Here is a 24,560-nt window from a genome sequence, read left to right as displayed (position 1 = left end):
ACCGGGCTGGTGCGAAAAATCGTGTTGCGAGGGTCGTGCGGTCGCCGTCGCATCCGCGTCGAGCACTCGGGGCGCGTATGGCCAGCCGGACTTCTCCAGAAAGCGGAGTAGGTCGACGGCATACGTCGGCAGGGGAGTCCGTATGACGCGGTCGCCCTCGCGCCGCACCCTGCTGCGGAGTCCACCCTCGAGGTCCTCGGTCGCGACGATCAGCCGACTCCCGTTGTCGGCTTGACCGCGCGTGTCGCGATGTAGGCGGGGAAGTAGTTCGCGGTGACGTCGGCGTGGTGCGGCGCTTCGGTCAGGTGAGTGAGCACGAAACCGGCGGCGAGCTGGCCGCCGATCTGGGCAGTGAGGGAGTGGCTGTACTCGATCGGGCCGTCCCCGTAGGCGCTCTGCCGGTCTTCCTCGGACAGGTCGAGCGAGCTGAACGGCAACTCGTGGGCGACCACCAACTGGTGCCGGTCGAGCGCCGCCTCGTCGAAGAGGTAGACATCGGGGTTCATGAAGCCGGTGAGCATCGCCCCACCGGGGCGCAGCACCCGGAAGGCCTCCCGCCAGACCGGCTTGAGGTCGGGGCAGAACACATTGGACACCGGGTTGACGATGAGATCGAAGCTGCCGTCCTCGAACGCGCCCAGGTCACGCATGTCACCGAGCACCGTGCGAATGGTGAGGCCCTCGCGGGCAGCAACCTCGTCGTCACGCGCCAACTGGTTGGGCGAGTTGTCGAACACCGTCACGTTGGCCCCAGCCGCGGCGAGGATCGGACCCTGCTGGCCGCCGCCGGACGCAAGGCAGAGGGTGCGCACGCCGGCCAGATCCCACGGGAACCAGTCGCGCGGCGCCGGCTCATGACCGATCAGGACGATCGACCAGTCGCCGGCACGCGCCTTGGCGATCGCCTTCGCACTGACCGGCACCGACCATTCGATGTTCTCCTCGGCCAGGCGATCCCAGGCAGCGCGGTTGTGAGCGACCGGATCGACGTCGTTCGCCACCCGCGCACTCTAACCCGGCGCGTGTCGCACCGGCGCTACTGTCAACTACGGCAGGTAAGGAGGCGGGCGTATGTCGACTGGCACCATGACCAGCAACTGGCAGATCACCGTGCCTAAGGATGTGCGCGAGGCGCTGCGACTCACGCCGGGCACGAAGGTGACCTTCACCCGGAATACCGACGGTGCTGCGGCCTCTGGATTCCTTGTCAGCCACAGCGGCGCCCGGGCCCCTGGCTGGGCAGGAGCCGTGCTTGCGCTCGCGCTTGCATGTGCGATCGCGTTTGCGCTTCGCGCCCAGGCCGTCGCCGAGCGCGAATAGCCCGACAGTGGCGTCAGCGTCAGGTTCAGTGACTGAACCTGACGCACACATTCAGTAGATGTCCGATAATCTACATTATGTCAAGTCGCAAGAGCGGCGCTGTCCCCGGCCCGCCCCTCACGCAGCCCTCCCCGGTCGACGCGCCGACCTCACGGGTCAGCCGAGGCGATGGCGGCATACCCGGTCGGACAAGTGGTCACTCGTGCATCCGGGCGACATCGCGCAGCGCGGCCGCCGCGGGCGACAAGGCGTCCCGTCGGTGCACCAAAGACACCGGCCGACGGATCCGCGGCCGCAGCCGCCGCGTGATGACTAACTCCTTGGCCTGCAACTCACCGGTCGCCTGGGGCAACACCGCCACGCCGGCCCCAGCGCTGACGAAGGCCACGGCCGCGTCGCGCCGCTCGATTTCGATGACTGGCCGCCATTGCACACCCCGCCGCCGCGCCGAGTCCTCGGCGAGATCGCGAATCAGCGTGCCGCGCTTGCCGGTGATCAACCGCAACTCCATGAGTTCCTCCAACGAGATGTCCGCGGCCGACAACTCCCCCGCCATACCAGCGGGGAACACGGCCACCAGTTCCTGATGACCAACCTGCGTCGTCGCCAAATCCTCAGCCGCTGAGACGTCGATGGTGAGCCCGAGTTCCGCCGCCCCTGTGCGCACCGCCTCGGCCACGGCGTGCGGAGTCTCGACCAGGTCGATCCGCACGCTGATCCCCGGCCAGTGCCGTCGATAGGTGCCGAGCCAGCGCGCCAGCGGGTCGTAGATCAGCCCCGGCAAGGTCATCAGATCGACATGGCCGGTGCGCATGCCACGGACGGCGGCCACTTGGGCGGTCAACGTCTCGAAATCGCGCAGCATCTGGCGGGCCGGCACGAGCAACCGCTCGCCCGCAGAGGTCAGCGCCACTCCCCTCGGCAAGCGATGAAAGAGCGCGATCCCGAGCTCCTGCTCCAAGGCTTTGATCGTCTGTGACAACGCCGGCTGCGAGACATGCAACTGCCGAGCGGCCTCCGCCATCCGCCCGCTCGTCGCGATCGCGACGAAGCACTCGAGGTGTCGCCGATCCATGGGAACGCCGCCCTTCTCCGAGGTGATATTCGCTGAGCTTATGGCAGCGTTCAAATCTTGTCATTGTGCTTAATGCAGACCACACGCAGGCTGTGACATAGAGCACACCAGAGAGGCGGCCGGGATGACCGAGGTGAACGTGACCCTGACCGGCACCGGAACGCCGGTGCCGGTGCCCGGCCGCGCCGGGCCGGGCGTGTTCGTGCAGACTCCCGACACCGGCATCCAGATCGACACCGGTCGCTCGACCGTGCTGCGCCTCGCCGAAGCCGGGCTCCGGGCCGACGAGATCGACGCGGTCCTGCTCACCCACCACCACTCCGACCACACGACCGACCTTGGCGACGTGCTGGTCTCGGCCTGGCTGATGGACGCCGAGCACTCCGTCGCGGTGGTCACGCCGGACGGCCTCACCGCCGATTTCGCCCGGCTCGCGCTGGAGCCCCTGCAGGGCGACCTGCTCTTCCGCCGGTCACATCGCGGCGTCCGCCGGATCGCCGAACCCGAGCTGCTCACCTTCCAGCCCAGCTCCGATCCGCAAGAGGTATGGCGGCGCGGCAGCACCCGGGTCGACGCCGTCGCGGTGCGCCACGAGCCCGTCCTCGCCGCGGCCGGTTACCGGATCGCAACTCCCGTCGGCAATGTCGTCGTCTCCGGTGACACCCGGGCCTGCGACGAGGTGGAGCGCCTCGCTGCCGAAGCTCGCGTGCTGGTGCACGAAGTCGTTGACCCACAACGGGTTCCGGACCACCGGCAGCACACGATCGACTATCACGCACGCCCCGACGAGGTCGCAGCGCTCGCGGAGCGAGCCGGGGTCGACGTCCTGGCCCTGACCCATCTGTGGCCCTCCCCCGAGCACGACGGCCATGTCGAGGATCTGCTCGCCGCGGTGCGTGGCGGCGGCTTCACCGGCGATCTGATCGTGGGCTCGGACCTCACCGCCATCCGCTTCGACTCCCACCACACCTCGATCACCGTGCCCGACCGCCCCGCGGTCGGCGTCCAGGGACGGCATTCGCCGGCGACTCCATCACGAGCCGCTGCCGCTCCCTCCTCCCCCGTCGTTTTCACCACTCCTGAGACCCCTTGAGAGGCGATCATGCCCATGTCTGTACACCGCGTTTCGCGTCGCGCGACCTCCTTCACCGCGGCCTCATGCCTGGCCGGAGTGCTCGCGCTCAGCGGCTGCGGCAGCTCCGGATCCACCGATGCTGCCGCGAGTCCGGGCGGCGGGCCGTCCCTGACGACCGACACCGCCCTGCGTGACAAGCTGCCCGCCTCGGTCAGATCCTCCGGGGTGCTGCGCATCGGCTCCTCCACGACGAACGCGCCCTTCATCACCAAACCGGGTGACCAGCCGGTCGGGATCATCCCCGAGCTCTCCACCGCCGTCGGTCAGGTGCTCGGCGTCAAGGTGCAGATCGTCGAGACGCCCTTCCCCGGGTTGGTGCCGGCCCTGAAGGCCAACCGCATCGACGCGATCTGGTCGGTGATGAACGACACTCCCCCACGGGAGCAGACCTTCGACATGGTCGACTGGATCCGGGTCAGTTCGTCCTTGCTCACCCTGAAAAGTTCGACCAAGAACATCACCTCGATCGAGAGCCTGTGCGGGCTCACCGCGGGAACTCTGCGCGGTAGTGCGCAGGCCGACCTGCTGCAAAAGCAGCTCACCGCATGCACCAAGAGCGGCAAGAAGCCGATCGACCTCAAGTTGTATGACGATCTCAGCACGGCGCAGACCCAGGTGCGGGCCGGCAAGCTCGACGCCTTCCTCGGTGGCACCGTCCCGATGAAGTATCTCGCCGCGAAGGTCGACGGCGGGAAGACCTTCCAGGTCGTGCCGAAAACCTATCTCGGTGGCGTTTTCGCCATCGCCATACCGAAGAACCAGGCGGGCTTCTCCGACGCGCTGATCGGCGCGCTGAGGAAGGTCGAGGCGTCCGGCACCTACGGCAAGATCCTGACGAAATACCTGGCGGGTAATGACGCCCTGAAAGCCGACGAATTCCAGGTCAACGGAATGGGGAAGGGTGCGTTCAAGTGAGCCAGGTTCTCACGCCCAAGGATGTGCCGCTGCGCCGGGACAGGCAGCCGTATGCCGAGCGGCACTGGGGCACCTGGGCGGGCGCGGCCGTCGCGATGGCGATCGTCGCGGCCCTCATCGCCTCGCTCGCCACCAACAAGAACCTCGACTACGGGGTGATCACCCGCAACCTCACCGCGGGGCCCGTGTTGCGAGGGCTGCTCACCACCTTCGTCATGTCGATCGTGGGCATGGTGATCGGCTTGGTGCTCGGCACCCTCGTGGCGCTGGCGCGGATGTCCAGCAACCGTGTGCTGCAGGCGGTGGCCTTCGCCTATATCTGGTTCTTCCGGGGCGTGCCGCTGCTCGTGCAATTGCTGGTGTGGGGCAACCTCGGTCTGCTCTTTGCCACCTTGAGCCTGCGTATTCCGTTCACCCAGATCGTGCTGGTCGAGGCCAACACCAACAAAGTGGTCACCGCCACGGTGGCCGCCTGCCTGGGGCTCGGCTTGCACGAGGCGGCCTATATGGCAGAGATCGTGCGCGGCGGTATACTCGCCGTCGATGTCGGGCAGGGCGAGGCCGCGACCGCGCTCGGTATGACGTCGTCGCTCGCCATGCGTCGCATCGTCCTGCCGCAGGCCCTGCGGGTGATCATCCCGCCGACAGGCAACCAATTCATCTCGCTGCTCAAAGCCAGTTCGCTGGTGTCGGTGATCGCCGGCGGTGACTTGCTGACCGCGGTCGAGAACATCAGCGCGGTCAATTACCGAACGATGGAACTGCTCGCCGTTGCGAGTTTTTGGTATCTCGTGATCGTTTCGGTGCTCAGCATCGGCCAGCACTTCCTCGAGCGCCGCCTCTCCCGCGGCCACCAGCGATAGGAGGGCCCGCATCATGACCGCTCAATTGGAAAAACCCACAGCGCGTGAGGCCTTGGTGCGGCTTTCCGGCGTGCGCAAAAGCTTCGGCGACCACGAGGTGCTGCGCGGTGTCGACCTGCAGATCGATCGTGGCGAAGTGCTGTGCCTGATCGGGCCGAGCGGGTCTGGCAAGTCGACCCTGCTGCGGTGCATCAACGAACTGGAGACCGTCGACGACGGCGTCGTCTTCCTGGAAGACACCCCGATCGGGCATATCGCCGAGGGCGGACGCCTGCGGCGGATGCGGCCGCGGATGGTCGCCCGCCAGCGCCGCGAGATCGGCATGGTGTTCCAGCGCTTCAACCTCTTCCCGCATATGACCGTGCTGGAGAACATCGTCGAGGCGCCGGTGCGTGTCCGGCGCGAACCGATCGGCGAGGTGCGCGAGCGGGCCCAGGGCCTGCTCGAGCGGGTCGGGTTGAGCACGCACGCCGACCACTACCCGGCCCAGCTGTCCGGCGGTCAGCAGCAACGCGTCGCGATCGCCCGCGCCCTCGCGATGCGCCCCAAGCTGATGCTCTTCGACGAACCCACCTCGGCCCTGGACCCCGAGCTGGTCGGCGAGGTGCTCGATGTCATGCGCGGCCTCGCCCGGACCGGCATGACGATGGTGGTGGTCACCCACGAGATGGGGTTCGCCCGTGATGTCGCCGACCGGATCGCCTTCATGGACGACGGGACGATCGTCGAGATCGGCGATCCCGCGACCGTGCTCGGCAACCCCAGCCACCAGCGCACCCGCACCTTCTTGACGGCGATCCGCCGATGACCGCCCTGCGCACCGATCCCTCCCCCAGCCAGGAAGTCCCACCGATGACCTCCCGCCAGACCGGCGGCGAACTGCTCGCCGCACAACTCGTCGCCGAAGGCGTCACCACCGTGTTCGGTGTGCCGGGCATCCAACTCGACTATGCCGTCGACGGCATCGCCCAACAGGGCAAGGGGCTGGACTTTGTGGTCGCCCGGCACGAGCAGGGTGCGGCCTATATGGCCGACGGCTACGCCCGGGTGGCCGGCAAGCCCGGCGTCTGCCTGGTCGTCCCGGGTCCCGGCCTGCTCAACGCCGGAGCCGCGCTGGCCACGGCATACGCCTGCAGTAGCCCGATGGTCCTCATCGTCGGGCAGATCCCCTCGCCGACGATCGGGCGCGGTTACGGGATGCTGCACGAGATCCCCGAGCAGAGCAGGCTGCTGCGGTCGCTCACCAAATGGCACCGCCTGGTCACCTCACCCGAGGACGTGCCGGACGCCATTGCAGAGGCCTTCCAACAGGTCCGATCGGGGCGGCCGCGGCCGGTCGCGGTCGAGGTGCCACCGGACGTTCTCAAATCGCTCAGTGACGCCGAACTCGTCCCGTCCCGCCCGGTCACACCACTCGCGCCGGACCCCGAGGACGTGCGCCAGGTGGTGCGGCTGATCGGCGAGGCCAAGAACCCGGTGCTGTATGCCGGCGGCGGCGTGCGTGACGCGCCCAGCTCGGCGGCCCTGCAAGAACTCGCCGAGCGTCTCGGCGCGCCGGTGGTGATGAGCCGCAACGGCCGCGGTGCGCTCTCCGACCGCCACCCGCTGGCCATGAGCCGGCTCACCGGTGGCCCGTTGCTCGACCGCGCCGACACCGTCATCGCCGTCGGCACTCGCTTCATGACCCAGCAGGGTCGCCCGGTCGTGCACGGAGCCGGCCGGCACCGGCTGATCGGGATCAACGCCGACCCGGCCGACCTGGGCGAGCCGCGACAGTATGACGCCGTCCTGACGACCGACGCGCACTCCGCGCTGACCGCACTCCTAGCCGCCCTCCCCACCCAGGCGCGACCGGCGCCAGACCTCTCCGACTTGCGCCGCCGGTCCGAGGAGTTGTTGCGTGAGATCCAGCCGCAGGTGCAGTGGCTCGAAGCGATCCGGGCGGCCCTGCCCGACGACGGCGTCCTGGTGGACGAGCTGACCCAGGTGGGTTATCCCTCCCGGATCGCCTACCCCGTCTACCAACCGGGCACCTACGTCACGCCGGGTTATCAGGGCACGCTCGGCTACGGCTTCCCCACCGGACTGGGTGTCCAGGCCGCCGACCCCGACCGCCCGGTCGTCGCGATCACCGGCGACGGTGGCTTCGGCTGGTGCCTGCCAGAGCTCGCCACCGCCGCGAGATATGAGCTCGGCCTGGTGACGGTCGTCTTCGTCAACGGTTCGTTCGGCAATGTCGAGCGCATCCAGCAGGACACCTTCGGCCGCACCCTCGGCGTCGAACTGCATAACCCCGATTTCGCCGGCCTGGCTTCGGCATACGGCGTCCGGCACGAACTGGTGAAGACCCCCGAGGACCTGACCACCGTTATCCGAGCCGCCCGCGGCACCCGGCGTCCGCTCTTGGTGGAGGTGCCGGTCGGTGACATGCCCTCACCGTGGGACCTGATCGCGGAACCGAGCTACGGCGAGGAGGCAGCGCGATGACGACCGCACACGTCACCAGCTTCGTCGACGGCGAGTGGACCGCACCGACCGGACATCGCGCCGATGTGGTGTCCCCGCACACCGAGGACGTGATCGCCGAGGTCGAACTCGCCGACGCCGACACCGCACGCTCAGCGGTCGCCGCCGCAGTCCGCGACCAGCCGGCGTGGGCGGCTACTCCCCCGTCGGTACGCGCCGCGCTCGTCGAGCGGATGGCGACCTTGGTGCAGGAGCGGGAAGACGAGTTGACCGAGCTCATCACCGCCGAGGTCGGTATGCCGGCCGCGCAGGCTCGCGTGCTGCAGGTCCAGTCCGCGATCGGCGCGCTGCAGGACGCGGCCCGGCTGCTGCGGCAAGCCCTGGCGCCCGAGACCATCGGTGACACCGTGGTGGTGCACGAGCCGGCCGGCGTCGTCGTCGGCATCACGCCGTGGAACTTTCCGCTCTATCAAGCTGCGCTCAAGGTCGGTCCCGCGCTCGCCGCCGGTTGCGCGATCGTGCTCAAGCCGAGCGAGGTCACTCCACTGACCGCGATCGTGCTCGCCGAGGTTTTCGCCGACGCGCGAACCGCCCTAGGCAGGTGTGGACACGACGTCCCCACCGGTATCTGCAGTGTCGTCCTCGGTGATGCCGATATCGGCGCCGTGCTCGCCGCCGACCACCGCATCGACCTGGTATCGCTGACTGGCAGCACGAGCGCGGGCCGCGCCGTCGCGGCCGCTGCGTCCGGCACTGTCACCCGGGTGTCGCTCGAACTCGGCGGCAAGAGCCCATTGGTGGTGCTGCCGGATGCGGATCTGGAGGAGGCGGTGCGCTACGGAGTGGCCCGCTGCTTCGTCAATAGCGGACAGACCTGTGCGGCGCTCACCCGGCTCATCGTCCCTCGCGACCGGCTGGCCGAGGTCGAGCGGATCGCGGCCGACGCGGTCGCTGAAGTCCGCCTGGGTGAAACGCTCGGTCCGCTCGTCTCGCGCACTCAACGGGATCGGGTGCTCGCCTTCATTGACCGCGGCCTCGCGGAAGGTGCCCGGCTGGTCGCCGGCGGCAGCGATCGCCCGCGCGAGCGCGGCTGGTTCGTGCGGCCAACGGTCTTCTCCGACACCCGGCCCGAGATGACGATCGTGCGAGAGGAGATTTTCGGCCCGGTCCTTGTCTTGCAGGCCTATGACTCGGTGGCCGAGGCGGTGCAGCTCGCCAACGACACCGACTACGGCCTTGCGGCCGGGGTGATCGGCGGCGATCCGAAGGCCGAACGGGAAGTTGCGTCCCAGCTGCGCGCCGGGATGGTCTTCCTCGGAGCCGTACCCACCAACCCGCAGGCGCCCTTCGGCGGCGTGAAGCACTCGGGCTACGGCCGCGAACGAGGGCGCCACGGCATCAGCGAATATCTCGTCCCCAAGGCGCTCGTCGGCGCCGCGAAGGATCGGTCATGACCACGCGCCCCGGGAAAGTCATCGCGGTGCACGTCAACTACCGCAGCCGCGCCGCCGAGCGCGGAGCGACGCCGAAGCACCCGTCATACTTCCTCAAACCTGGCACCTCGGTGAGCTCCGGCGGCCCGGTGGCCCGCCCGCCCGGTGCCGGATCACTCACCTTCGAAGGTGAGATCGCCCTGGTCATCGGCACGCCGGCCCGCGGGGTGAGCGAGGACCGCGCCTGGGAGCACGTGGCCACGGTGACCGTGGCCAACGACTTGGGCCTGCCCGGCCTGAAGGCGATCGACCGCGGGTCCAACCTGCGCAGCAAGGGGGCGGATGGGTACACGGCTGTGGCGGCCAACGGTCTCGACGCCCGCGTTGTCGATCCTTGGCGGCTGCGGCTACGGACTTGGCTCAACGGCACTCTCGTGCAGGACGACTATTCCGACCAGTTGCTTTTCGGCTTCGCCCGGCTGGTGAGCGATCTGTCCGAGTTGATCACGCTCGAGGCGGGCGATGTGATCCTCACCGGCACACCGGCCGGTGCTGGCACCGCCAAACCGGGTGACCTGATCGAGGTCGAGGTGAGCGACGGCATACGCAGCACCGGGCGGCTGCGAACCGAAGTTGTCGACGGGCCGGCCCTGCGCGAGCCGGGCATCGCCGCGCCTCCGGCAGGCACCGGCGCGCCTGAGTTCGTCCTCGACGAGGAGCGGCGCCGTGCGGCATCTTCGGTGACCACCGCGACGCTGAACTCGCAACTGCGCCGCCGAGGCCTGGTGGCGACCAGCCTGGACGGCGTCCACCCCCTCGTCCCGGGGATGCGGCTGGTCGGCCGGGCGCGCACCCTGCGGTTCATCGGCTTCCGGGAGGACCTGTTCGCCGAGCATGGCGGAGGCCACAACGCCCAGAAGGCCGCGTTCGACGCCATCGGCCCAGGCGAGGTGCTGGTGATCGAGGCCCGCGGTCAGACGTATGCCGGGACCCTCGGCGACATCCTCGCGCTGCGGGCAGCGCACCGCCACGCGGCTGGGGTCGTCAGCGATGGCGCGGTGCGAGATCACGCCGAGGTCGCGGCCGTGGGGCTGCCGGTCTTCGCGACCGGCGCCCATCCATCGGTGCTGGGGCGTTGCCACGTGCCGTGGGAGACCGACGTCGCGGTCACCTGCGGAGGAGTAGCGGTCCTGCCGGGCGACGTGCTTGTCGGCGACGACGACGGGGTGGTCGTCATACCTCCGGCCATATTCGACGAGGTGGTGGCCGACGCGATCGAGCAGGAGCGGCAGGAGCGGTTCATTGCCGACCGGGTGGCCGAGGGCGCACCGCTCGAGGGCCTCTATCCGATGAATTCCCAATGGCGAGAACAGTATCTGGCAAGGAGAGCCGATGAAGTTCCGAACTGACCCGTGGCGGCTGACCGGCTCGATCGCCGCGTTGATGACCCCCTTCGGCGACGACGGACAGCTCGATCTGCCCAGCCTGCGCCGGATGGTCGCCTGGCAGCTCGACCAGGGATCGCATGGCGTTTCCATCGGCGGTTCGACCGGCGAACCGAGCTCACAGACGATCAGCGAACGCGCAGCGGCCATTCGCGCGGTCGCGGACGAGGTCGGTGACCGGGTTCCGTTCCTCGCCGGCACCGGCACGGCGAAGCTGGACGAGACTCTCGAGCTCACCGCGGTCGCCCGCGACGCCGGGGCGGACGCCGCGCTGATCATCACGCCGTACTACGTGAAGCCGACCCAGGAGGCGCTGGTGCGGTGGTACACCACCATCGCCGGTGAGTTCCCGGACCTGCCGATCATCGCCTACAACGTGCCGAGCCGCACCTGTGTCGACATTGCACCGGAGACGGTCGAGCGGCTCTTCCGGGCCGTCGACAACTTCATCGGGGTCAAGGAGACAACCGCGGACTTCCAGCACTTCTCCCGGGTGCTGCACCGGTGCGGGCCGGAGCTGATGGTGTGGTCCGGCATCGAGCTGTTGTGCCTGCCGCTGCTGTCACTCGGCGGCGCCGGGTTCATCAGCGCCGCCGCGAACCTGGCCCCAGCGGCGAGCGCGCTGATGTACGACCACTGGATCGCCGGCGACCACGACGGCGCCCGGCGCATCCACTACGGGCTGCACCCCCTGGTCGACCTGCTGTTCGTCGAGACCAACCCGGCACCCGGCAAACACGTGCTGGCCGAACGCGGAGTCATCGCCTCGCCGCACGTGCGTCCCCCGCTCGCCGGCCTGACCGCCGCCGGTCGCACCCGCGTCGAGGAACTGCTCGCGGCCGGTGCCGACTACCTGTCTCCCCCACCGACCGAATCGCTATCCGGTGCCACGGCACCCCTGATGGAGGCCGGCCGATGATCGCTACACCGCCCACTGATCTGCCCGAGCTGCTGCGCCACCACATCGACGGCGTCGACGTCGACAGCATCGGCGGGGAGACCCTCGAGGTCCTCGATCCGGTGAGCAACACGGCATACCTGCGGGCGGCCTCCGGTCAGACCGCGGACGTCGCACGAGCGGTCGCCGCCGCGCGCAAGGCCTTCGAGTCCGGGAGCTGGTCCCGGCTGCGCGCCCGGGACCGAGCGCGCTGCCTCGCCCGGGTGGCCGACGAGATCGAGGCGCGCCGGGACCGGCTCGCCACCTGGGAGTCCTTCGACTCCGGCCTGCCGATCACCCAGGCGCGGGGCCAGGCGGCACGTGCCGCCGAGAACTTCCGCTTCTTCGCCGACCTGATCGTCGCCCAGCGCGACGATGTCTACGCGGTGCCCGGCGCCCAGTTGAACTATGTCAACCGCAAGCCGGTCGGCGTCGCCGGGCTGATCACCCCCTGGAACACCCCGTTCATGCTGGAGAGCTGGAAGCTCGCCCCGGCGCTGGCCGCCGGCTGCACTGTCGTGCTCAAGCCAGCCGAGTTCACGCCATTGTCGGCGAGCCTGTGGGGCGAGATCTTCGCCGCAGCCGGCCTGCCGACCGGCGTCTTCAACCTCGTCAACGGACTCGGCGAGAGTGCCGGTGATGCGCTGGTGCGTCATCCCGACGTCCCGCTGATCTCCTTCACCGGCGAAAGCTCAACGGGCGCAACGATTTTCGAGCGGTCGGCACCCTTCCTCAAGGGTCTGTCGATGGAGCTGGGCGGCAAGTCGCCGGCGGTGATCTTCGCCGACGCCGACCTGGACGCCGCCGTCGACTCCACGGTCTTCGGGGTGTTCTCGCTCAACGGTGAACGTTGCACCGCCGGCAGCCGCGTGCTCGTGCAACGGCAGGTGTATGACGACTACTGTGCCCGGCTCGCCGAGCGAGCCGCGGCGATCGTGGTCGGCGACCCGTCCGACCCCACCACCGAGGTCGGTGCGCTCGTCCACCCAGAGCATTTCGCGAAGGTGATGAGTTATGTCGAGCTCGGCAAGGGTGAGGGCCGGTTGCTCGCCGGGGGCGACCGGCCGGCCGACCTCCCGGACGGCAACTTCGTGGCTCCGACGGTGTTCGCCGATGTGGATCCGCGAGCCCGCATCTTCCAGGAGGAGATCTTCGGCCCGGTCGTCGCGGTCACCCCCTTCGACACCGAAGCGGATGCGGTTCGCCTTGCCAATGACACCCGGTACGGGCTGGCGGCATACATCTGGACCCGCGACCTGGACCGGGCGCACCGGGTGGCGGACGCCGTCGACGCCGGCATGGTGTGGATCAACTCCCACAACGTGCGCGACCTGCGCACCCCGTTCGGCGGGGTGAAGGCCTCCGGGCTCGGGCAGGAGGGCGGTTACCGATCTCTGGACTTCTACAGCGAACAGCAAGCGGTGCATCTGACCACCGGCCCGGTTCACACCCCCATCTTCGGAGCGGCGCGCCAGCCCGCTGCCTCCGCGACCTCGAACCGATGACAGGAGACCACGTCATGTCCCCAAGCCCCCACACCCTCTCCGTCCCGCCGCCGGACATCGTGCGGTCGGCCTATGTCGACCTGGTGGTGGCCGACCTCGCGCGCGCTCGCGCGTTCTATGTCGACCTGCTCGGGCTGATCGTGACCAAGGAGACCGAGGACGCGATCTACCTGCGGACCTTCGAGGAGTTCATCCATCACAACGTGGTGCTGCGACAGGGCCCGCAGCCGGGCGCCGCCGCCTTCGGTTACCGCGTGCGCACCCCCGAGGACGTCGACCGCGCCGAGGCCTTCTTCGCCGCGCTGGGATGCCGGGTCAAACGCGCCCGCGACGGCTTCGTCGACGGCATCGGCGACGCGGTCCGGGTGGAGGACCCGCTCGGCTTCACCGACGAATTCTTCTACCAGACCGACCATGTCGACCGTCTCACCTGGCGTTACGACCTGCATTGCGCGACGCCGCTCGCCCGGCTGGACCACATCAACCTGGTCACCCCGCGGGTGCAGGAGGGCTGTGACTTCCTCGCCGCACTCGGCTTCCGCATCACCGAGGACATCCGCGACGGCGACGGGGTGACCTATGCCGCGTGGTTGGGCCGCAAGCAGACCGTGCACGACACCGCGCTCACCGGTGGGGACGGGCCGCGGATGCATCACCTGGCGTTCTCGACCTACGAGTCCCATCACGTCCTGGCACTGTGCGACCGGCTCGGTGCGCTCAGCCAGACCTCGGCGATCGAGCGAGGACCGGGGCGGCACGGCGTCTCCAATGCGTTCTACCTCTACCTGCGAGACCCCGACGGGCACCGCGTCGAGATCTACACCCACGACTACTACACCGGCGATCCCGACAACCCGAGGATCACCTGGGATGTCACCGACGAGCGTCGCCGCGACTGGTGGGCGAATCCCGTTGTGCCACGGTGGTATTCAGAGGCAAGCAGCGTCCTCGACCTCGACGGCATACCGCGCCCGCTCGACATCCGGGAGGAGCCACGCGAAGAGCGAGTGGTGGTGGGAGCCGACGGCTTCACCGTCGACACCGCCACCGATCAGGAGACCAAGATCGGCTCGCAATTGTGACTCGTCCGGGAGCTCGATCCCGGTGAGGTGGCAAGCCAGCGCCGGCCCGTCGGAGCGCGAGCGCGTGCCGCCGCCGTTGCTCAAGCGGCGTATGTCGTCCGGGCGCGCGTCGACCAGTCAGCCCAATGTCACCGGTGACGGGGCCGCGGCGCTGACCCCGGGGTTCTGGGTCGCGATCGTGGTGACCGGTGTGGCTGCCGGTCTGTTCGGCGCGGCGTTGATGGAGTTGCTGCGTGCTGTTTCCCGGATCGCCTACGGCGCTGCAGACCTCAGCGGCTTCGCTGCGGCGGTGCGGGCCGCTTCCCCCTGGGGCAGGGCGTGGCCGCTGCTGGTAGCCGGGGTGATCGCCGGGCTCGGCGGGTGGGGCCTGGGGCGTTTCGCCGCGGGCAAACGCACCGACGTCGATGACCTGCTGTGGACCGGGCGTGGCCGGCTGTCGGTGCGGCGCAGCCTGGGCACGTCGGTGCTCTCCGAGGCCGTGGTCGGGCTCGGCGCCTCGCTCGGCCGCGAGGCGGCGCCCAAACTCATGGGCGCCGTCGCCGGCCACGTCGTCGCCGAACGACTGCATTTCACGCCGCCCCAGGTGCGGCTGCTCGTCGCGTGCGGCGCAGGTGCGGGGTTCGCGTCTGTCTACAACGTGCCGTTCGGGGCCGCGCTGTTTACCGCGGAGGTGTTGGTGGGCGCGATCAACCTTCCGATCGTGCTCCCGGCGCTCGCCTGCAGCGCGACTGCTACGGCGACGGCCTGGCTGGTGCTGCCGAATCAGCCGGTCTATCTCCAGGTTCCGCAGGTCACGACGACCGCCGGACTGGTGGTCTTCGCCATCGTGATCGGGCCGGTGATCGGATTATGCGCGACGGCCTATGTGCGCCTCATCGGCATCGTCTCGCATCATGCACCGGGTGGCCGGTGGGTCCTGGTGTTGCCGTCGGTGGCCTTCGGCATACTCGCCCTGCTTGGCCTGAGCTACCCCCTCCTCTACGGCAACGGTTCGGACATCATGGTCGCGGCCCTAGGCGACAACGGCACCCTTGAAGTGTTCGTCGCCCTGCTCATGCTCAAACCGCTCGTGACGGTCCTGTGCCTCGGCAGCGGCGCGCCGGGTGGACTGTTCACGCCAGTGCTGGCGACCGGTGCCGCGTTCGGGCTGGTGAGCGGAAGGCTGTGGGATCTCATCTGGCCGGGCACGCCGATCGCGGCATACGTGCTGGTGGCCGCCGCGGCGATGATCGGAGCGGGCATGCAGGCCCCGCTGGCCGGGGTCGCCCTTGTGCTCGAACTCACGGCGGTCGGCACAGCTGTCGTCGTGCCCCTTATCGCGGCGACCATGATCGCCACCGCCGTCAGTCACCGGCTCGACGGCTACTCCATCTATTCGGCCCGGCTCGCAAGCTCGATCGAGTCCTGACCCGGCCGACATAGGGTGCGCGGCTTCAAGGCCAGGGGGTGAGATCCAAGAAGTCGATGAGCCAGGACCGCAGCTCGCGCAGCGTGCCTTCATCGACCTGTCCGGCGCGCTTGGTGATTCGTTGTCGGTCGATCGTTCGGGGCGCGCCTCCGGCGTGACCGTGATGGTCGTGGTCGTAGCCATAGAGACCATGGTGGTCGCCCTACAGCCTGCTTGGTAGCGCATCAGGTATCCGAGCCGCAGCCGCAACTGACGCCGGGTGCTGGGTGGCGCACCTCTCTAGAGTCGGACCATGACCACCGAACAGAAGGCCGTCTGGCAGCGCTACTACCGGGAGCGCCGCGAGGCCCTGATCTCCAAGGTCGAGGACCTGTCGGAGTACGAGGCCCGCAGACCGCGGACGCCGACCGGAACCAACCTGATCGGGATCATCAAGCACGTCCTCAACGTGGAGGCGATCTACCTCGGCGCGACCTTCGGCCGCCCGTTCCCCCACCCTGAGGAACTCGTCGCGGACGACGCGTATGACGCCGACCCGCAGGCGGACTGGTACGCCACCGCCGACGAGACCGTGGCCGGCATCATCGACCTCTACCGCCGAGTGATCACGCACTGTGAGCAGACCGTCGAGCAACTCGATCTCGATGCGGTCGGCCACGTCCGGCACTGGGGCAGCGAGCAGGTCACGCTGGAGTTGATCCTGGTCCACAACTTCAACGACCTGTCACAGCACAACGGCCAGGCCGACATCCTGCGCGAGCAAGTCGACGGCAGCGCCGGCTGGCGAGGGCCCGGCGACAACGTCCCGGATGGGTACGACTGGCCGGCCTACGTGGCGAAGCTGACCGAGCTCGCCGAGATGTTCCGCGACTGACCGTCAGCTCACCGCGCGGGTGGCGACGGGACCGGACACGGCGCGCCCTCACAACAGGGCCGGATGTATCCGCAGCCGTCGCACCGTTCGTGGGAGGTCTCCCAGCGCATGAGCGTGCCGCAGGCGGGACAGGGTTCGGTCAGATCGGCCACCCGTCGACCGTATGCCGTGCGCCCGGCCCGTTCCGCTCGGCGCGCCGACTCCAGAGTCAGCCGAGTCGGCGAAGGGTCGACTCGATCACGGTCTCCACGCGGGCCGTCATACCGCCCTCGTCGACGGGTCGACGTCCGGCGACCTGACGAGTGAGCCATTTCGCCTGCTCGTCGTTGTAGTGCAGCAGCGTGTAGAGGTCCCACCACGGATCGACGCGCACCCCAGCGATCGACTCGTAAAGCGACCGAAACGCTTCCGCAGTCTCCGGCGCGTCGAGGGTGGCAAGGTAACGCCGGCAGTGGCCGACGTCGATGGCGCGTGACCCGCGATGAACCCCGTTCCAGTCAATCAAGCCGGTGATCCTCCTCCGCGACCACAGCAGGTTCACCGGCAAGAAGTCGCCGTGCACGAAGACGGCTTCGTCCTCCGGTGGCGACTCCCCCATGACCTCGAACGCCGCCGTCCACACGGCGGGATCCCGCGCGCCCGTCGGCACCCGCAGGGCGGCCCGCGGCCTGATCCACGAATCGGCCCACGGGCGGAATCTGCTCGCAGGCAGGTCGACAGAATGCACGCGCGCAGCGAGCTCCGCCATACGCGTCAACCAGGTCTGCGGGTCGGCCGGGTCGAGGTCCACGTGACCCGACAGCCGCGTCATCAGCAGGGCCGGCGCTCCGCCCGTCGCCGCGCCGTTCACGTCCGCGGCCAGCACGCGGGGAACCGGCAGGCCACTCCCCTGCACCAGGTCGAGCGTCGCGATCTCTCGCTCGAGCGCCGCCCGCAGGCCGAGTCCACCCGGATACTGCCGGAGTATGACGAAGGTGCGGGCCCCGTGCCGCGCGACCGTCAGCCGATGCACCGCCGAGGAGACGCCACCGGTCATCCGGCGATGAGCGACGACCCGACTGCTTCGACCTATCGACGCCTCGACCCATCGAAGCGTGTCGTCACTGGGCCGCCGTGAGGTGAACCCGCTCTCCCGCCAGTCCGCGTCCGTCACGGACGTGACGCTAGTGGCCGGAATCGTTGGGCGACAATGGATTTCGCTGGGCCAGCGGTCGGAGCTTGAACATCAAGATGCCGAGGTATTTGTTCATCACCGCTGCCTTTCCGAGTCACGACCGTCATGCCGCGTGCCTTGGCGATGGCGCCGATGAGCGCGTCATCGAGCGGGGCCATGCTCGGGCACTCGAAACCTAGCCAATGACCGCGCTGCCGCCAGGTCGAACGGCAGCACGCCCGCAAGAGCTGACCCTGCCGACGATCGGAGCGTTCCTTCTGCACCACTCCCCGCTCGATCTCAGCAATCGTGAGCGCTGTGACGAATTGCTCGACGACCGGCACGGTTGTGGTCCTTTGGTTACGAGGACGCTCGCACGCGGCCGGGTGAGATCGCCAGCGCTGCCCAGAAGTTGACCTCTCTGCACTGGGCCAACTCGACCACGGTTGAGTGCACGGCAACCGAATCAGCTTGTGCGACAACCTTGTTGCTCAGGTCGCGAACAGTGACCGAAATCGCCTTCGCACCCTTGACCGGATGGAGCGAAGTCGACAATCGAGTGAGGTGCAGATCGACCCACGTCGAGGGGTCGGTGCCGACCGCCGCGCTCCTCTGGCAGGTCTGTTGGGCGCACACTTCAACCGTCACCGTGGAGCCGTCGGCGAAATCGTTGAAGGTGACGCCCACCGGTGACTCCGCCAACGACGCCGGGCACGCCACCGAGTCCGGGGACTGCGCGCATCCTGACAGCGTGATCATGCACGCTCCCATCGCAACGATCCGCCCCAACCCCATGACGTGATCGTGATCCGCCGTTCGTGGGATGGCTAGGGCTCTGGCGGGGTTGATGCCGAATCGCTATCAATGGACCCGTCAGGGATCACCGTCGGATTCAGCTGAGCGGGCACCGGTCGCGTCAAAGCCTCGAGACGCTTTTTCCTCAGTCAACCGTCAACCGCGCGGTCCGGGTGCGTGACGACGTGAATCTCCAAGGCGCCGATGCCCTCGAAGTCTTGCGGATTGCAGGTGTAGAGCGGCACACCGTGAGCGATGGCCGTGGCGGCGATGAGGGCGTCATACGCGCGCGCTGATGTCCTGCGCCCGCGGGCCCGCAGGGCCGCCGCCACTCCTCCGAAAGCGCGCGCCGCATCCGCACCGAACGGCACCATGTCGAAGTCCGCTTCCGCCTGCTGCAGGTGAGCCTGCCGAGCCACGCGCTCGCGTTCGTCGTCGGCGACCAGGGGCCCAACCGAGAGCTCTGCGAGAGTGACAGCACTCACGATGCATTCATCTGGCAGTTCACCCGGATCATTGACCCGCCCCAGCAAGATCACCGTCGCGGTGTCCAGCATTCCCCGAGTGGTCATAACGAGGAATCGATCACCGAATCGAGGTCTTTGCGCAGGAGGTCCGGATCAACGGGCGGAAGCGTGCGTCGCCGGGCTATCAGTTCGGCGGGACGCGGGCTGCGCCGAGAACGCGGACTCAACTGCGCGACCTCGACGTCGTCGCGCGTCACCGCGAGCGTTTCACCGCGGACAACACGGTCCAGCACCTCGCCGCCGTGATTGCGAAGCTCCCGAACGCTCACCCTGTCCATCCCCCAAGTGTGTCACCGGTGAGACAGAATCGAGTCGGGCTTGGTCGGCGCCGTCTCGCTATCCGACCCGTCGTCCTTGGGAATGAGACAGCGGCAGCCGCGCGATTGCGGCATACGCGACAGGGTCTCCCGATCCACCCGCGCAGGGGCTTCACCTCGGCGGTAGAAGAGCGCACGGTGGAGACATGAGCGCCACCCACGATCTCGACGACTACGACCTCGACCAAGAGTCGCTGGCAACCGAGGAAGGTATGCCGGCCGCGACCTTTCCCGCGCCCGACCCTCCCCTGCCGATCCCCGGTGAGCCGGCACCCGGACCGGGCGAGCCGGGTGTGCCGCCTCCGGGGCCGGGCGTGCCGCAGGAACCAGCCCCTGGGCCGGGGTCCCGCAACCGCCGATCGAGCCCGGCCCGCTCACCGAACCTCCCGGCCCCGACCCTGACCCGCGACCGGTGTGAACTTGGCGGTCAGTGCAATAGGGCCCAGATGCCCAAGCCGCCGAAGACGATGACCAGGAGCACGGCGGTGACGATGGCGACGATCAAGGCGCCCTTCTGTTCGGCAGGCATCTTTTCCGACCAGCCCTGCGCCTTCGCGACGTCGCGGATGATGGCGCGGCCGGTGGACGAGTCGAACGAATAGCCGACCACCTCGCCGACCTTGCCCGAGTCGAGGTCAACCCCGAACTCCTTGTGGAAGGACTTTTCGTAGATCCGGCCGCGGGTGACCTTCTTTTCCATCCGCAATTGCGGAACGGTGCCACCAGCACCGCCGGTGACCTCGTTGGAGACGTCAGTGATGACCATTTTCTGTTGCGGCTCATCGAGTTTCACCTCATAGGTGAAGACCTTCTTGAGCTTCTGCACGCTGACCAAGGTTGCCCACCGCGCGTCGGCCACATCGATGGTGAGGTCGAATCCCTCCGGAGTCTCGCGCACGACATACGGCGTGTTCTGCGCCGCTGCCTGCACGGCGGCGATGAATTCGGCTCGGCTGCTCATCTGCGGTTGCTCCTTCGGGGACTGGCGCCCCTGATGCGACGGGTGGTGCGGTCGTCACCATAGAGAGTCCGATGGGCTCGCCGGTTCCCCCGAATGTCAGATGGTCAACAAGACCTCCACGGGGTTCGCTCATCCATCCCGAGCGAACCCGTCGTCGCGCATGCCCCTCGGCAGTGCCGCTGTCGTGCGTTGCGGCGCGGTCAGGGCGGGCGCGTTGGACGTCTCCAGGTAGTTGTGCACCGTGGACGCGATAGCGCTGATCGACCGCGGTGGCACGTAGGCCGATGCCCCGGCGTCGAGCAGACGACTGACGGGGCCGCCATACCGCACGCCGAGTTCCTCGTCCTCGATCTCGGTGATGATGACGCGGGCGTCCGGGAACTGCGCGCGCAAGGTGCCGAGCAGTTGTGGGCTCACCGGACTGATGAGCAGCACGTCGGTGCTGCGCGGCGCCTCCTGCAGATCGAGGACGACATAGTCGCTGCCGAATTCGTCGGCGAGGCGACGGCGGGCCGAGTCCGACAGCTGCATTGCGGTGGCCACGACCGTGACGCCCTCGCGCGGCACCGTCTCCGGCTCAGGCTCGTGGGCGGCCGGGATGACGACACCGGAGAGCACACTCGGGCGGAATGCGAGCGTGCCGAGTTCGCAGCCGCCGCTCACGACGGTCACCGGCAGGCCCGCCACCGCCGCCTCGATCGCGCGCCGCACAGCGCGCGGCAGCGCGTCCAGGTCGAGCCGTGGTGCATCCCGCTCTGATCGACTCATCCGGCTTCCCCTCGCGCGCTGTCGGTCAGCGACGCTCCCAGTCTTACCCCGTCCTCGCCCGCCAACGTGGTCGAACCGCCGGAGTGCCACAGATTCCCGGTTGCCGTGCGCGCCGCGCCCTGCTCCAATCAAGCGGCATGAACGACGTCTGCCTCGTCTGCGCCGAGGTCACCGGGGCGCAGCCCGTGCCGGGCGGCTTCCTCGAGCAATGCAACACGGTGGTCGTATTCCACTGCCCGGTCGTCGCCCCAGCCACCGACGTGTATGCCGGTCACCTGTTCGTCGTGCCCCGGCGCCACGCGGCCGGCTTCGCCGATCTGACCATGAGCGAGGCGGCGAGCGTGGGTCAGGCGCTCGCCCGGTGGTCACTCGCCCTCGAACGTGCCGGCGCCGAACATGTGTATGTCGTCCGCGTCGGCCACGCGTTTCCTCACCTGCACGTGATGCTTCTCCCCCGCTGGCCGGGAACGCCGGAATCCGTGTCGTGGAGCGAGGTGGACCGCTGGCCCGGCGCCCGGCGCGGCGACACCGAGTTCGCGACGGAAGTGGTCGACGAACTGCGCCGACTGGCCGCAGTATGACGGACCTGGCGTACCCCGATCCGCCGCTGCAGGACGGCCGGTTCGGGCTGCGCGCGTGGCGGCCGACCGACCTGGAGTGTGTCCGGCTGGCATCGACCGATCCGCAGATTCCGCTCGGCACGACGGTGCCCGCGGTCTTCACTCCGGACGCCGGTCGTGACTTCGTCGCGCGACAGATCTCTCGCGCGCGAACCGGTCAAGGTCTGGCGCTGGCGATCGCGGACCTGACCGACGACCGCGCTATCGGCCATCTGTGGCTTGGCCGTCGGCCCCAGGAAAACGTTGCGGGAGTGGGGTATTGGGTGATTCCGAGTGACCGCCGCCGCGGCGCCGCGGCGAGCGCGCTGCGACTGATCGTGCCGTGGGCGTTCGCGTCCTGGGGTGTACGCCGGATCGAGGCGTGGGTGGCTCCGGACAACCTGGCGTCCCGGCACACCCTGCTGGGTGCCGGGTTCGAGTTGGAGGGTCGGTTGCGCAACTTCCTTACTGTTGGCGGTCAGACCGCCGACGCCCTGGTTTTCTCGACGATTGACGGGTAAGGGTTTCGACGCGGCGGCTCGTCCCTCGCCGCCTTGCCCTTCGACTCGCTGCGCTCGCTCAGGACGGCGCTCAACCACCGACAACATGGGACGGGGATCGTCCACATCCAGGGCTAACGTGGCGACATGGCTATCGCGCGCTTCCCCACCGTCGTCCTGGACTGCCCTGACCCGAAGGTGCTCGCCGAGTTCTACGGCGCCTTGCTGGACTGGAAAGTTGAGCACAAGGAGGACTGGTCCTCCATCCGCGCCGACTACGGCGACTCGCTGGAGTTTCAACGAGTCGAGAACTACCAGGCGCCCGCCTGGCCGGGTCAGGACCGACCGCAGCAGATGCACATCGACGTCGTCGTCGACGACCTCGACAGCGGCGAACAGGCGGTGCTCGAGCTTGGCGCAACGAAGGCCGAGCACCAGCCGGGTGAAACATTCCGGGTTTTCCTCGACCCCGCCGGTCACCCGTTCTGCTTGTGCCTCAACTGAATTCGGCTCAGCTGCATATCGGGTAGCGCCCGGGCCATCACAGCGTCCGCGTCCACGCACCAACGGTGCAGCGAAACTGCGGACACAACGACCCCAGGCCACCGCAGCGTCCGCATCGACGCACCAACGCTGACGCGAAACTGCGGACACGCACCCACGGGCGCACACATCGACCGAGCGGTCACCACTCCCAGTCGAAGCCGATCCCACCCGCCGGTCCGCCGGAACGCACCATCTGCACGATGCCGTCACGGTCCGGAGTGATGAGGCGCCCGCGGGCGGCGTCGTGGTCACCGGCGGTGTAGCTGAGCTCCCACACCGCCTTCGGCGGACGCAGGAACTGCACGTCGACGACCAGCGTGCTGTCCGGCGAACTGGTGGACCGGACGATGCCGTCGGACAACGGTCGGCCGGCGGCCAACGCGGCCAGCTGCGGGTCCGCGAGCAGATCCTCCGGCGCTTCGGCGAATTCGTAGGACACCGAGACCGTCGAGCCCGCGCGACTGTCGGACACCCGGAAGGTGAACAACGCCGCGTTATGGTCGCGCAGATCCAGCCGCTGCAGGGGCTCGCACCCGTGCCAATCAACCAACCGGCTGAGCGCTACAGGTGTCGCGTCGTCGCCAGCCTTCAGCAGGCTGGTGATCCGCGCGGTCGGAGTCTTGGCCTGCAGCACGCGGTGGCTGAAGGCGCGAAGGATCCGGCCGTCCTCGCCGACGGTCACCCGGTGGGTGGCGGCAAGCTCGCGCCAGCGATGCCGCGCCGGGTCAACCACCGAGGCGACCAGGTCGTCGATCGACCCGCCGCTGAGCAGACCTCGCTCCACGCTGGCGAACTCGTCATAACTCGCTGGCGCGTCGTCACCGAAGGCCTCGCGGAGCGCATCCGCGAGCGGGGTGAAGGGTCCGAGCACGTCGATCAGTGCTTGCAGCGTCCCAGGGTGCGGGCTGGTGATCGTGCCACGCTCCAGCGCACCGATGGTGCGTGCGCTCACGCCGGACCGCGCCGCCAGCGTCTGCTGAGTGAGACCGGCGGCGGCTCGAGCCTGCCGCAACAGGACGCGCCCCCTTGCCATAGGACGAGTATGGCAAGGGGGCGCGCCCTACCCCCCTGGGACGCCGTTGCGCGTGCCCAAACCAACCGCCGAGACCCCACTGCTCGCAACGTCTACCAGCGAAATTGCCGACAACCTGCCGACGGATCGCTACATCAGTCCGTATGCCGAGAGCCCGCAGGGTGAAAGCCCCGCTCGCGACCGCACCTACCCGCGCGGCACGCCGCCGAGGATCACCTGCGCCAACCGCTCCGGCTGGGTCAACTGCGGCCAGTGCCCACCACCGATGTCGACGTAGTCGACGGCGACCGTGCGGCGCAGCTCCGGCCCGGGCCCGTCGTCCTCGGTCGCCCACTCCTTGGCGTCCTCGGTGGTGTATTCGGGGCACACCAGAGTCATGGGCACCGCGAACCGGCGCCCGTCGCGCAGTCTCACCGGCGTGGTGATCGCCGCCACCGGCACGGGTATCGCGTTGTCATACAACGACTTTCGTTGTGCAGCGTCCATATCGCGCACGTTGGCTTCCTCGCCCATCTCGACCCAGTCCGGCATACGCACCTCGCCGTTAACGGCGGGTAACCCACCGAGCAAGGCCTCGCCATCGCCTGCCGGGAAGCCCCCGATATGCATCACCCGGACGACGCGCTCGGGCCGGGCGTCGAGCGCGGCATGGGCGAGCCCGCAACCGGCCGAATGTCCCACGAGCAGCACGGGGTCCGCAGCGTCGTCGATGGCCGCAACCACCGCGTCGATCCAGTGCTGCAGGCCGACGCCCGAGCGATCAGCGCCCGTCGACTCCATCCCGGGCAGGGTGAGGGCGCGCACGCGATGGCCGGCCGCCTCGAGCCGCGGGGTCACCTCGTCCCAGCACGACGCGTTGAGCCAGAGACCGGGGATGAGCACGATGTCCATGACCGGGACGCT

27 protein-coding genes are annotated in these 24,560 nt (G+C 68.6%); 16 read left to right on the top strand and 11 right to left on the bottom strand.

Features of this window, described 5'->3' with window-relative positions; all coding sequences use genetic code 11:
• Positions 1-209 precede the first annotated feature (209 nt).
• Entirely contained in the window at positions 210-1,001 is a 792-nt protein-coding gene (locus G9U51_RS03090) for a class I SAM-dependent methyltransferase (RefSeq protein WP_166193008.1), read from the bottom strand.
• Between the two features lie 70 nt (positions 1,002-1,071).
• Between G9U51_RS03090 and G9U51_RS03085 the strand changes: the two genes are divergently transcribed.
• Positions 1,072-1,320, top strand: a complete 249-nt coding sequence (locus G9U51_RS03085; protein WP_166193005.1) for an AbrB/MazE/SpoVT family DNA-binding domain-containing protein — start codon at positions 1,072-1,074, stop codon at positions 1,318-1,320.
• 196 nt (positions 1,321-1,516) lie between these two features.
• Here G9U51_RS03085 and G9U51_RS03080 read toward each other — a convergent pair whose 3' ends face one another.
• Entirely contained in the window at positions 1,517-2,395 is an 879-nt protein-coding gene (locus G9U51_RS03080) for a LysR family transcriptional regulator (protein ID WP_166193002.1), read from the bottom strand.
• A 124-nt stretch (positions 2,396-2,519) separates the two neighbouring features.
• On the opposite strand from G9U51_RS03080, the gene G9U51_RS03075 reads away from it, so the two are divergent.
• The 12 genes from G9U51_RS03075 to G9U51_RS03020 all read left to right on the top strand — a co-directional run bounded on the left by G9U51_RS03075 (position 2,520) and on the right by G9U51_RS03020 (position 16,458).
• Entirely contained in the window at positions 2,520-3,488 is a 969-nt protein-coding gene (locus tag G9U51_RS03075) for an MBL fold metallo-hydrolase (protein ID WP_166192999.1), read from the top strand.
• Positions 3,489-3,497: 9 nt separating this feature from the next.
• Entirely contained in the window at positions 3,498-4,445 is a 948-nt protein-coding gene (locus tag G9U51_RS03070; protein WP_166192996.1) for a transporter substrate-binding domain-containing protein, read from the top strand.
• Positions 4,442-5,308, top strand: a complete 867-nt coding sequence (locus G9U51_RS03065) for an amino acid ABC transporter permease (RefSeq protein WP_207947982.1) — start codon at positions 4,442-4,444, stop codon at positions 5,306-5,308. The genes G9U51_RS03070 and G9U51_RS03065 overlap by 4 nt, the downstream gene beginning before the upstream one ends.
• A gap of 13 nt (positions 5,309-5,321) precedes the next feature.
• On the top strand, positions 5,322-6,116 hold the full coding sequence (locus G9U51_RS03060) for an amino acid ABC transporter ATP-binding protein (RefSeq protein WP_166192993.1): 795 nt from the start codon (positions 5,322-5,324) through the stop codon (positions 6,114-6,116).
• The gene (locus G9U51_RS03055; protein WP_166192990.1) at positions 6,113-7,795 is read left to right on the top strand and encodes a thiamine pyrophosphate-binding protein; all 1,683 of its coding nucleotides are present in this window, start codon (positions 6,113-6,115) and stop codon (positions 7,793-7,795) included. Before G9U51_RS03060 ends, G9U51_RS03055 begins: the two co-directional genes overlap by 4 nt.
• Positions 7,792-9,228, top strand: coding sequence for an aldehyde dehydrogenase family protein (locus G9U51_RS03050; RefSeq protein WP_166192983.1), 1,437 nt, complete (start codon positions 7,792-7,794; stop codon positions 9,226-9,228). Before G9U51_RS03055 ends, G9U51_RS03050 begins: the two co-directional genes overlap by 4 nt.
• Positions 9,225-10,616 carry a fumarylacetoacetate hydrolase family protein gene (locus G9U51_RS03045; RefSeq protein ID WP_166192980.1) on the top strand — a complete coding sequence of 464 codons (1,392 nt, stop codon included), beginning with the start codon at positions 9,225-9,227 and terminating at the stop codon, positions 10,614-10,616. The genes G9U51_RS03050 and G9U51_RS03045 overlap by 4 nt, the downstream gene beginning before the upstream one ends.
• Positions 10,600-11,571 (top strand): 4-hydroxy-tetrahydrodipicolinate synthase, encoded by a 972-nt coding sequence (dapA, locus tag G9U51_RS03040; protein ID WP_166192977.1) that lies wholly within the window; start codon positions 10,600-10,602, stop codon positions 11,569-11,571. Before G9U51_RS03045 ends, dapA begins: the two co-directional genes overlap by 17 nt.
• Positions 11,568-13,094 carry a 5-carboxymethyl-2-hydroxymuconate semialdehyde dehydrogenase gene (gene hpaE / locus G9U51_RS03035; protein WP_166192974.1) on the top strand — a complete coding sequence of 509 codons (1,527 nt, stop codon included), beginning with the start codon at positions 11,568-11,570 and terminating at the stop codon, positions 13,092-13,094. The genes dapA and hpaE overlap by 4 nt, the downstream gene beginning before the upstream one ends.
• 14 nt (positions 13,095-13,108) lie before the next feature.
• The gene (gene hpaD / locus G9U51_RS03030) at positions 13,109-14,176 is read left to right on the top strand and encodes a 3,4-dihydroxyphenylacetate 2,3-dioxygenase (RefSeq protein ID WP_166192971.1); all 1,068 of its coding nucleotides are present in this window, start codon (positions 13,109-13,111) and stop codon (positions 14,174-14,176) included.
• Between the two features lie 22 nt (positions 14,177-14,198).
• Entirely contained in the window at positions 14,199-15,584 is a 1,386-nt protein-coding gene (locus G9U51_RS03025; protein ID WP_207947981.1) for a chloride channel protein, read from the top strand.
• A 292-nt stretch (positions 15,585-15,876) separates the two neighbouring features.
• Entirely contained in the window at positions 15,877-16,458 is a 582-nt protein-coding gene (locus G9U51_RS03020; RefSeq protein WP_166192968.1) for a DinB family protein, read from the top strand.
• A 208-nt stretch (positions 16,459-16,666) separates the two neighbouring features.
• On the opposite strand, the gene G9U51_RS03015 is transcribed toward G9U51_RS03020, so the two are convergent.
• From G9U51_RS03015 to G9U51_RS02985, 7 genes are all read right to left on the bottom strand, one after another.
• Positions 16,667-17,494, bottom strand: a complete 828-nt coding sequence (locus G9U51_RS03015) for a phosphotransferase family protein (RefSeq protein ID WP_166192965.1) — start codon at positions 17,492-17,494, stop codon at positions 16,667-16,669.
• A 113-nt stretch (positions 17,495-17,607) separates the two neighbouring features.
• Entirely contained in the window at positions 17,608-17,955 is a 348-nt protein-coding gene (locus tag G9U51_RS03010; protein WP_207947980.1) for a PIN domain-containing protein, read from the bottom strand.
• 16 nt (positions 17,956-17,971) lie between these two features.
• Entirely contained in the window at positions 17,972-18,370 is a 399-nt protein-coding gene (locus G9U51_RS03005; protein ID WP_166192962.1) for a hypothetical protein, read from the bottom strand.
• A 185-nt stretch (positions 18,371-18,555) separates the two neighbouring features.
• Positions 18,556-18,963 carry a type II toxin-antitoxin system VapC family toxin gene (locus tag G9U51_RS03000; protein ID WP_235945429.1) on the bottom strand — a complete coding sequence of 136 codons (408 nt, stop codon included), beginning with the start codon at positions 18,961-18,963 and terminating at the stop codon, positions 18,556-18,558.
• Positions 18,964-18,974: 11 nt separating this feature from the next.
• Positions 18,975-19,211: a type II toxin-antitoxin system Phd/YefM family antitoxin gene (locus tag G9U51_RS02995; RefSeq protein ID WP_166192955.1), complete on the bottom strand. Its 237-nt coding sequence runs from the start codon at positions 19,209-19,211 to the stop codon at positions 18,975-18,977.
• Positions 19,212-19,677: 466 nt separating this feature from the next.
• Positions 19,678-20,211 (bottom strand): hypothetical protein, encoded by a 534-nt coding sequence (locus G9U51_RS02990; protein ID WP_166192952.1) that lies wholly within the window; start codon positions 20,209-20,211, stop codon positions 19,678-19,680.
• Positions 20,212-20,340: 129 nt separating this feature from the next.
• Complete coding sequence (locus G9U51_RS02985; RefSeq protein WP_166192949.1) at positions 20,341-20,979, bottom strand: hypothetical protein; 639 nt, start codon at positions 20,977-20,979, stop codon at positions 20,341-20,343.
• An 83-nt stretch (positions 20,980-21,062) separates the two neighbouring features.
• On the opposite strand from G9U51_RS02985, the gene G9U51_RS02980 reads away from it, so the two are divergent.
• From G9U51_RS02980 to G9U51_RS02970, 3 genes are all read left to right on the top strand, one after another.
• Positions 21,063-21,560 carry an HIT family protein gene (locus G9U51_RS02980; RefSeq protein WP_166192946.1) on the top strand — a complete coding sequence of 166 codons (498 nt, stop codon included), beginning with the start codon at positions 21,063-21,065 and terminating at the stop codon, positions 21,558-21,560.
• Positions 21,557-22,099, top strand: coding sequence for a GNAT family N-acetyltransferase (locus G9U51_RS02975; protein WP_166192943.1), 543 nt, complete (start codon positions 21,557-21,559; stop codon positions 22,097-22,099). Before G9U51_RS02980 ends, G9U51_RS02975 begins: the two co-directional genes overlap by 4 nt.
• A gap of 126 nt (positions 22,100-22,225) precedes the next feature.
• The gene (locus tag G9U51_RS02970; protein ID WP_166192940.1) at positions 22,226-22,582 is read left to right on the top strand and encodes a VOC family protein; all 357 of its coding nucleotides are present in this window, start codon (positions 22,226-22,228) and stop codon (positions 22,580-22,582) included.
• Positions 22,583-22,763: 181 nt separating this feature from the next.
• Here the strand turns inward: G9U51_RS02970 and G9U51_RS02965 are convergent, their stop codons facing one another.
• Both G9U51_RS02965 and G9U51_RS02960 read right to left on the bottom strand, forming a co-directional pair.
• Complete coding sequence (locus tag G9U51_RS02965) at positions 22,764-23,657, bottom strand: helix-turn-helix transcriptional regulator (protein WP_166192937.1); 894 nt, start codon at positions 23,655-23,657, stop codon at positions 22,764-22,766.
• Positions 23,658-23,843: 186 nt separating this feature from the next.
• Positions 23,844-24,548 carry an alpha/beta fold hydrolase gene (locus G9U51_RS02960; RefSeq protein ID WP_166192934.1) on the bottom strand — a complete coding sequence of 235 codons (705 nt, stop codon included), beginning with the start codon at positions 24,546-24,548 and terminating at the stop codon, positions 23,844-23,846.
• Between the last annotated feature and the right edge of the window lie 12 nt (positions 24,549-24,560).

This window comes from Metallococcus carri, from assembly GCF_011440275.1.
In the GTDB taxonomy this organism is placed as follows: domain Bacteria; phylum Actinomycetota; class Actinomycetes; order Actinomycetales; family Dermatophilaceae; genus Metallococcus; species Metallococcus carri.
The sequence above is the reverse complement of the archived record's forward strand: the minus strand, read 5'-3'. Positions and strand labels throughout refer to the sequence as shown.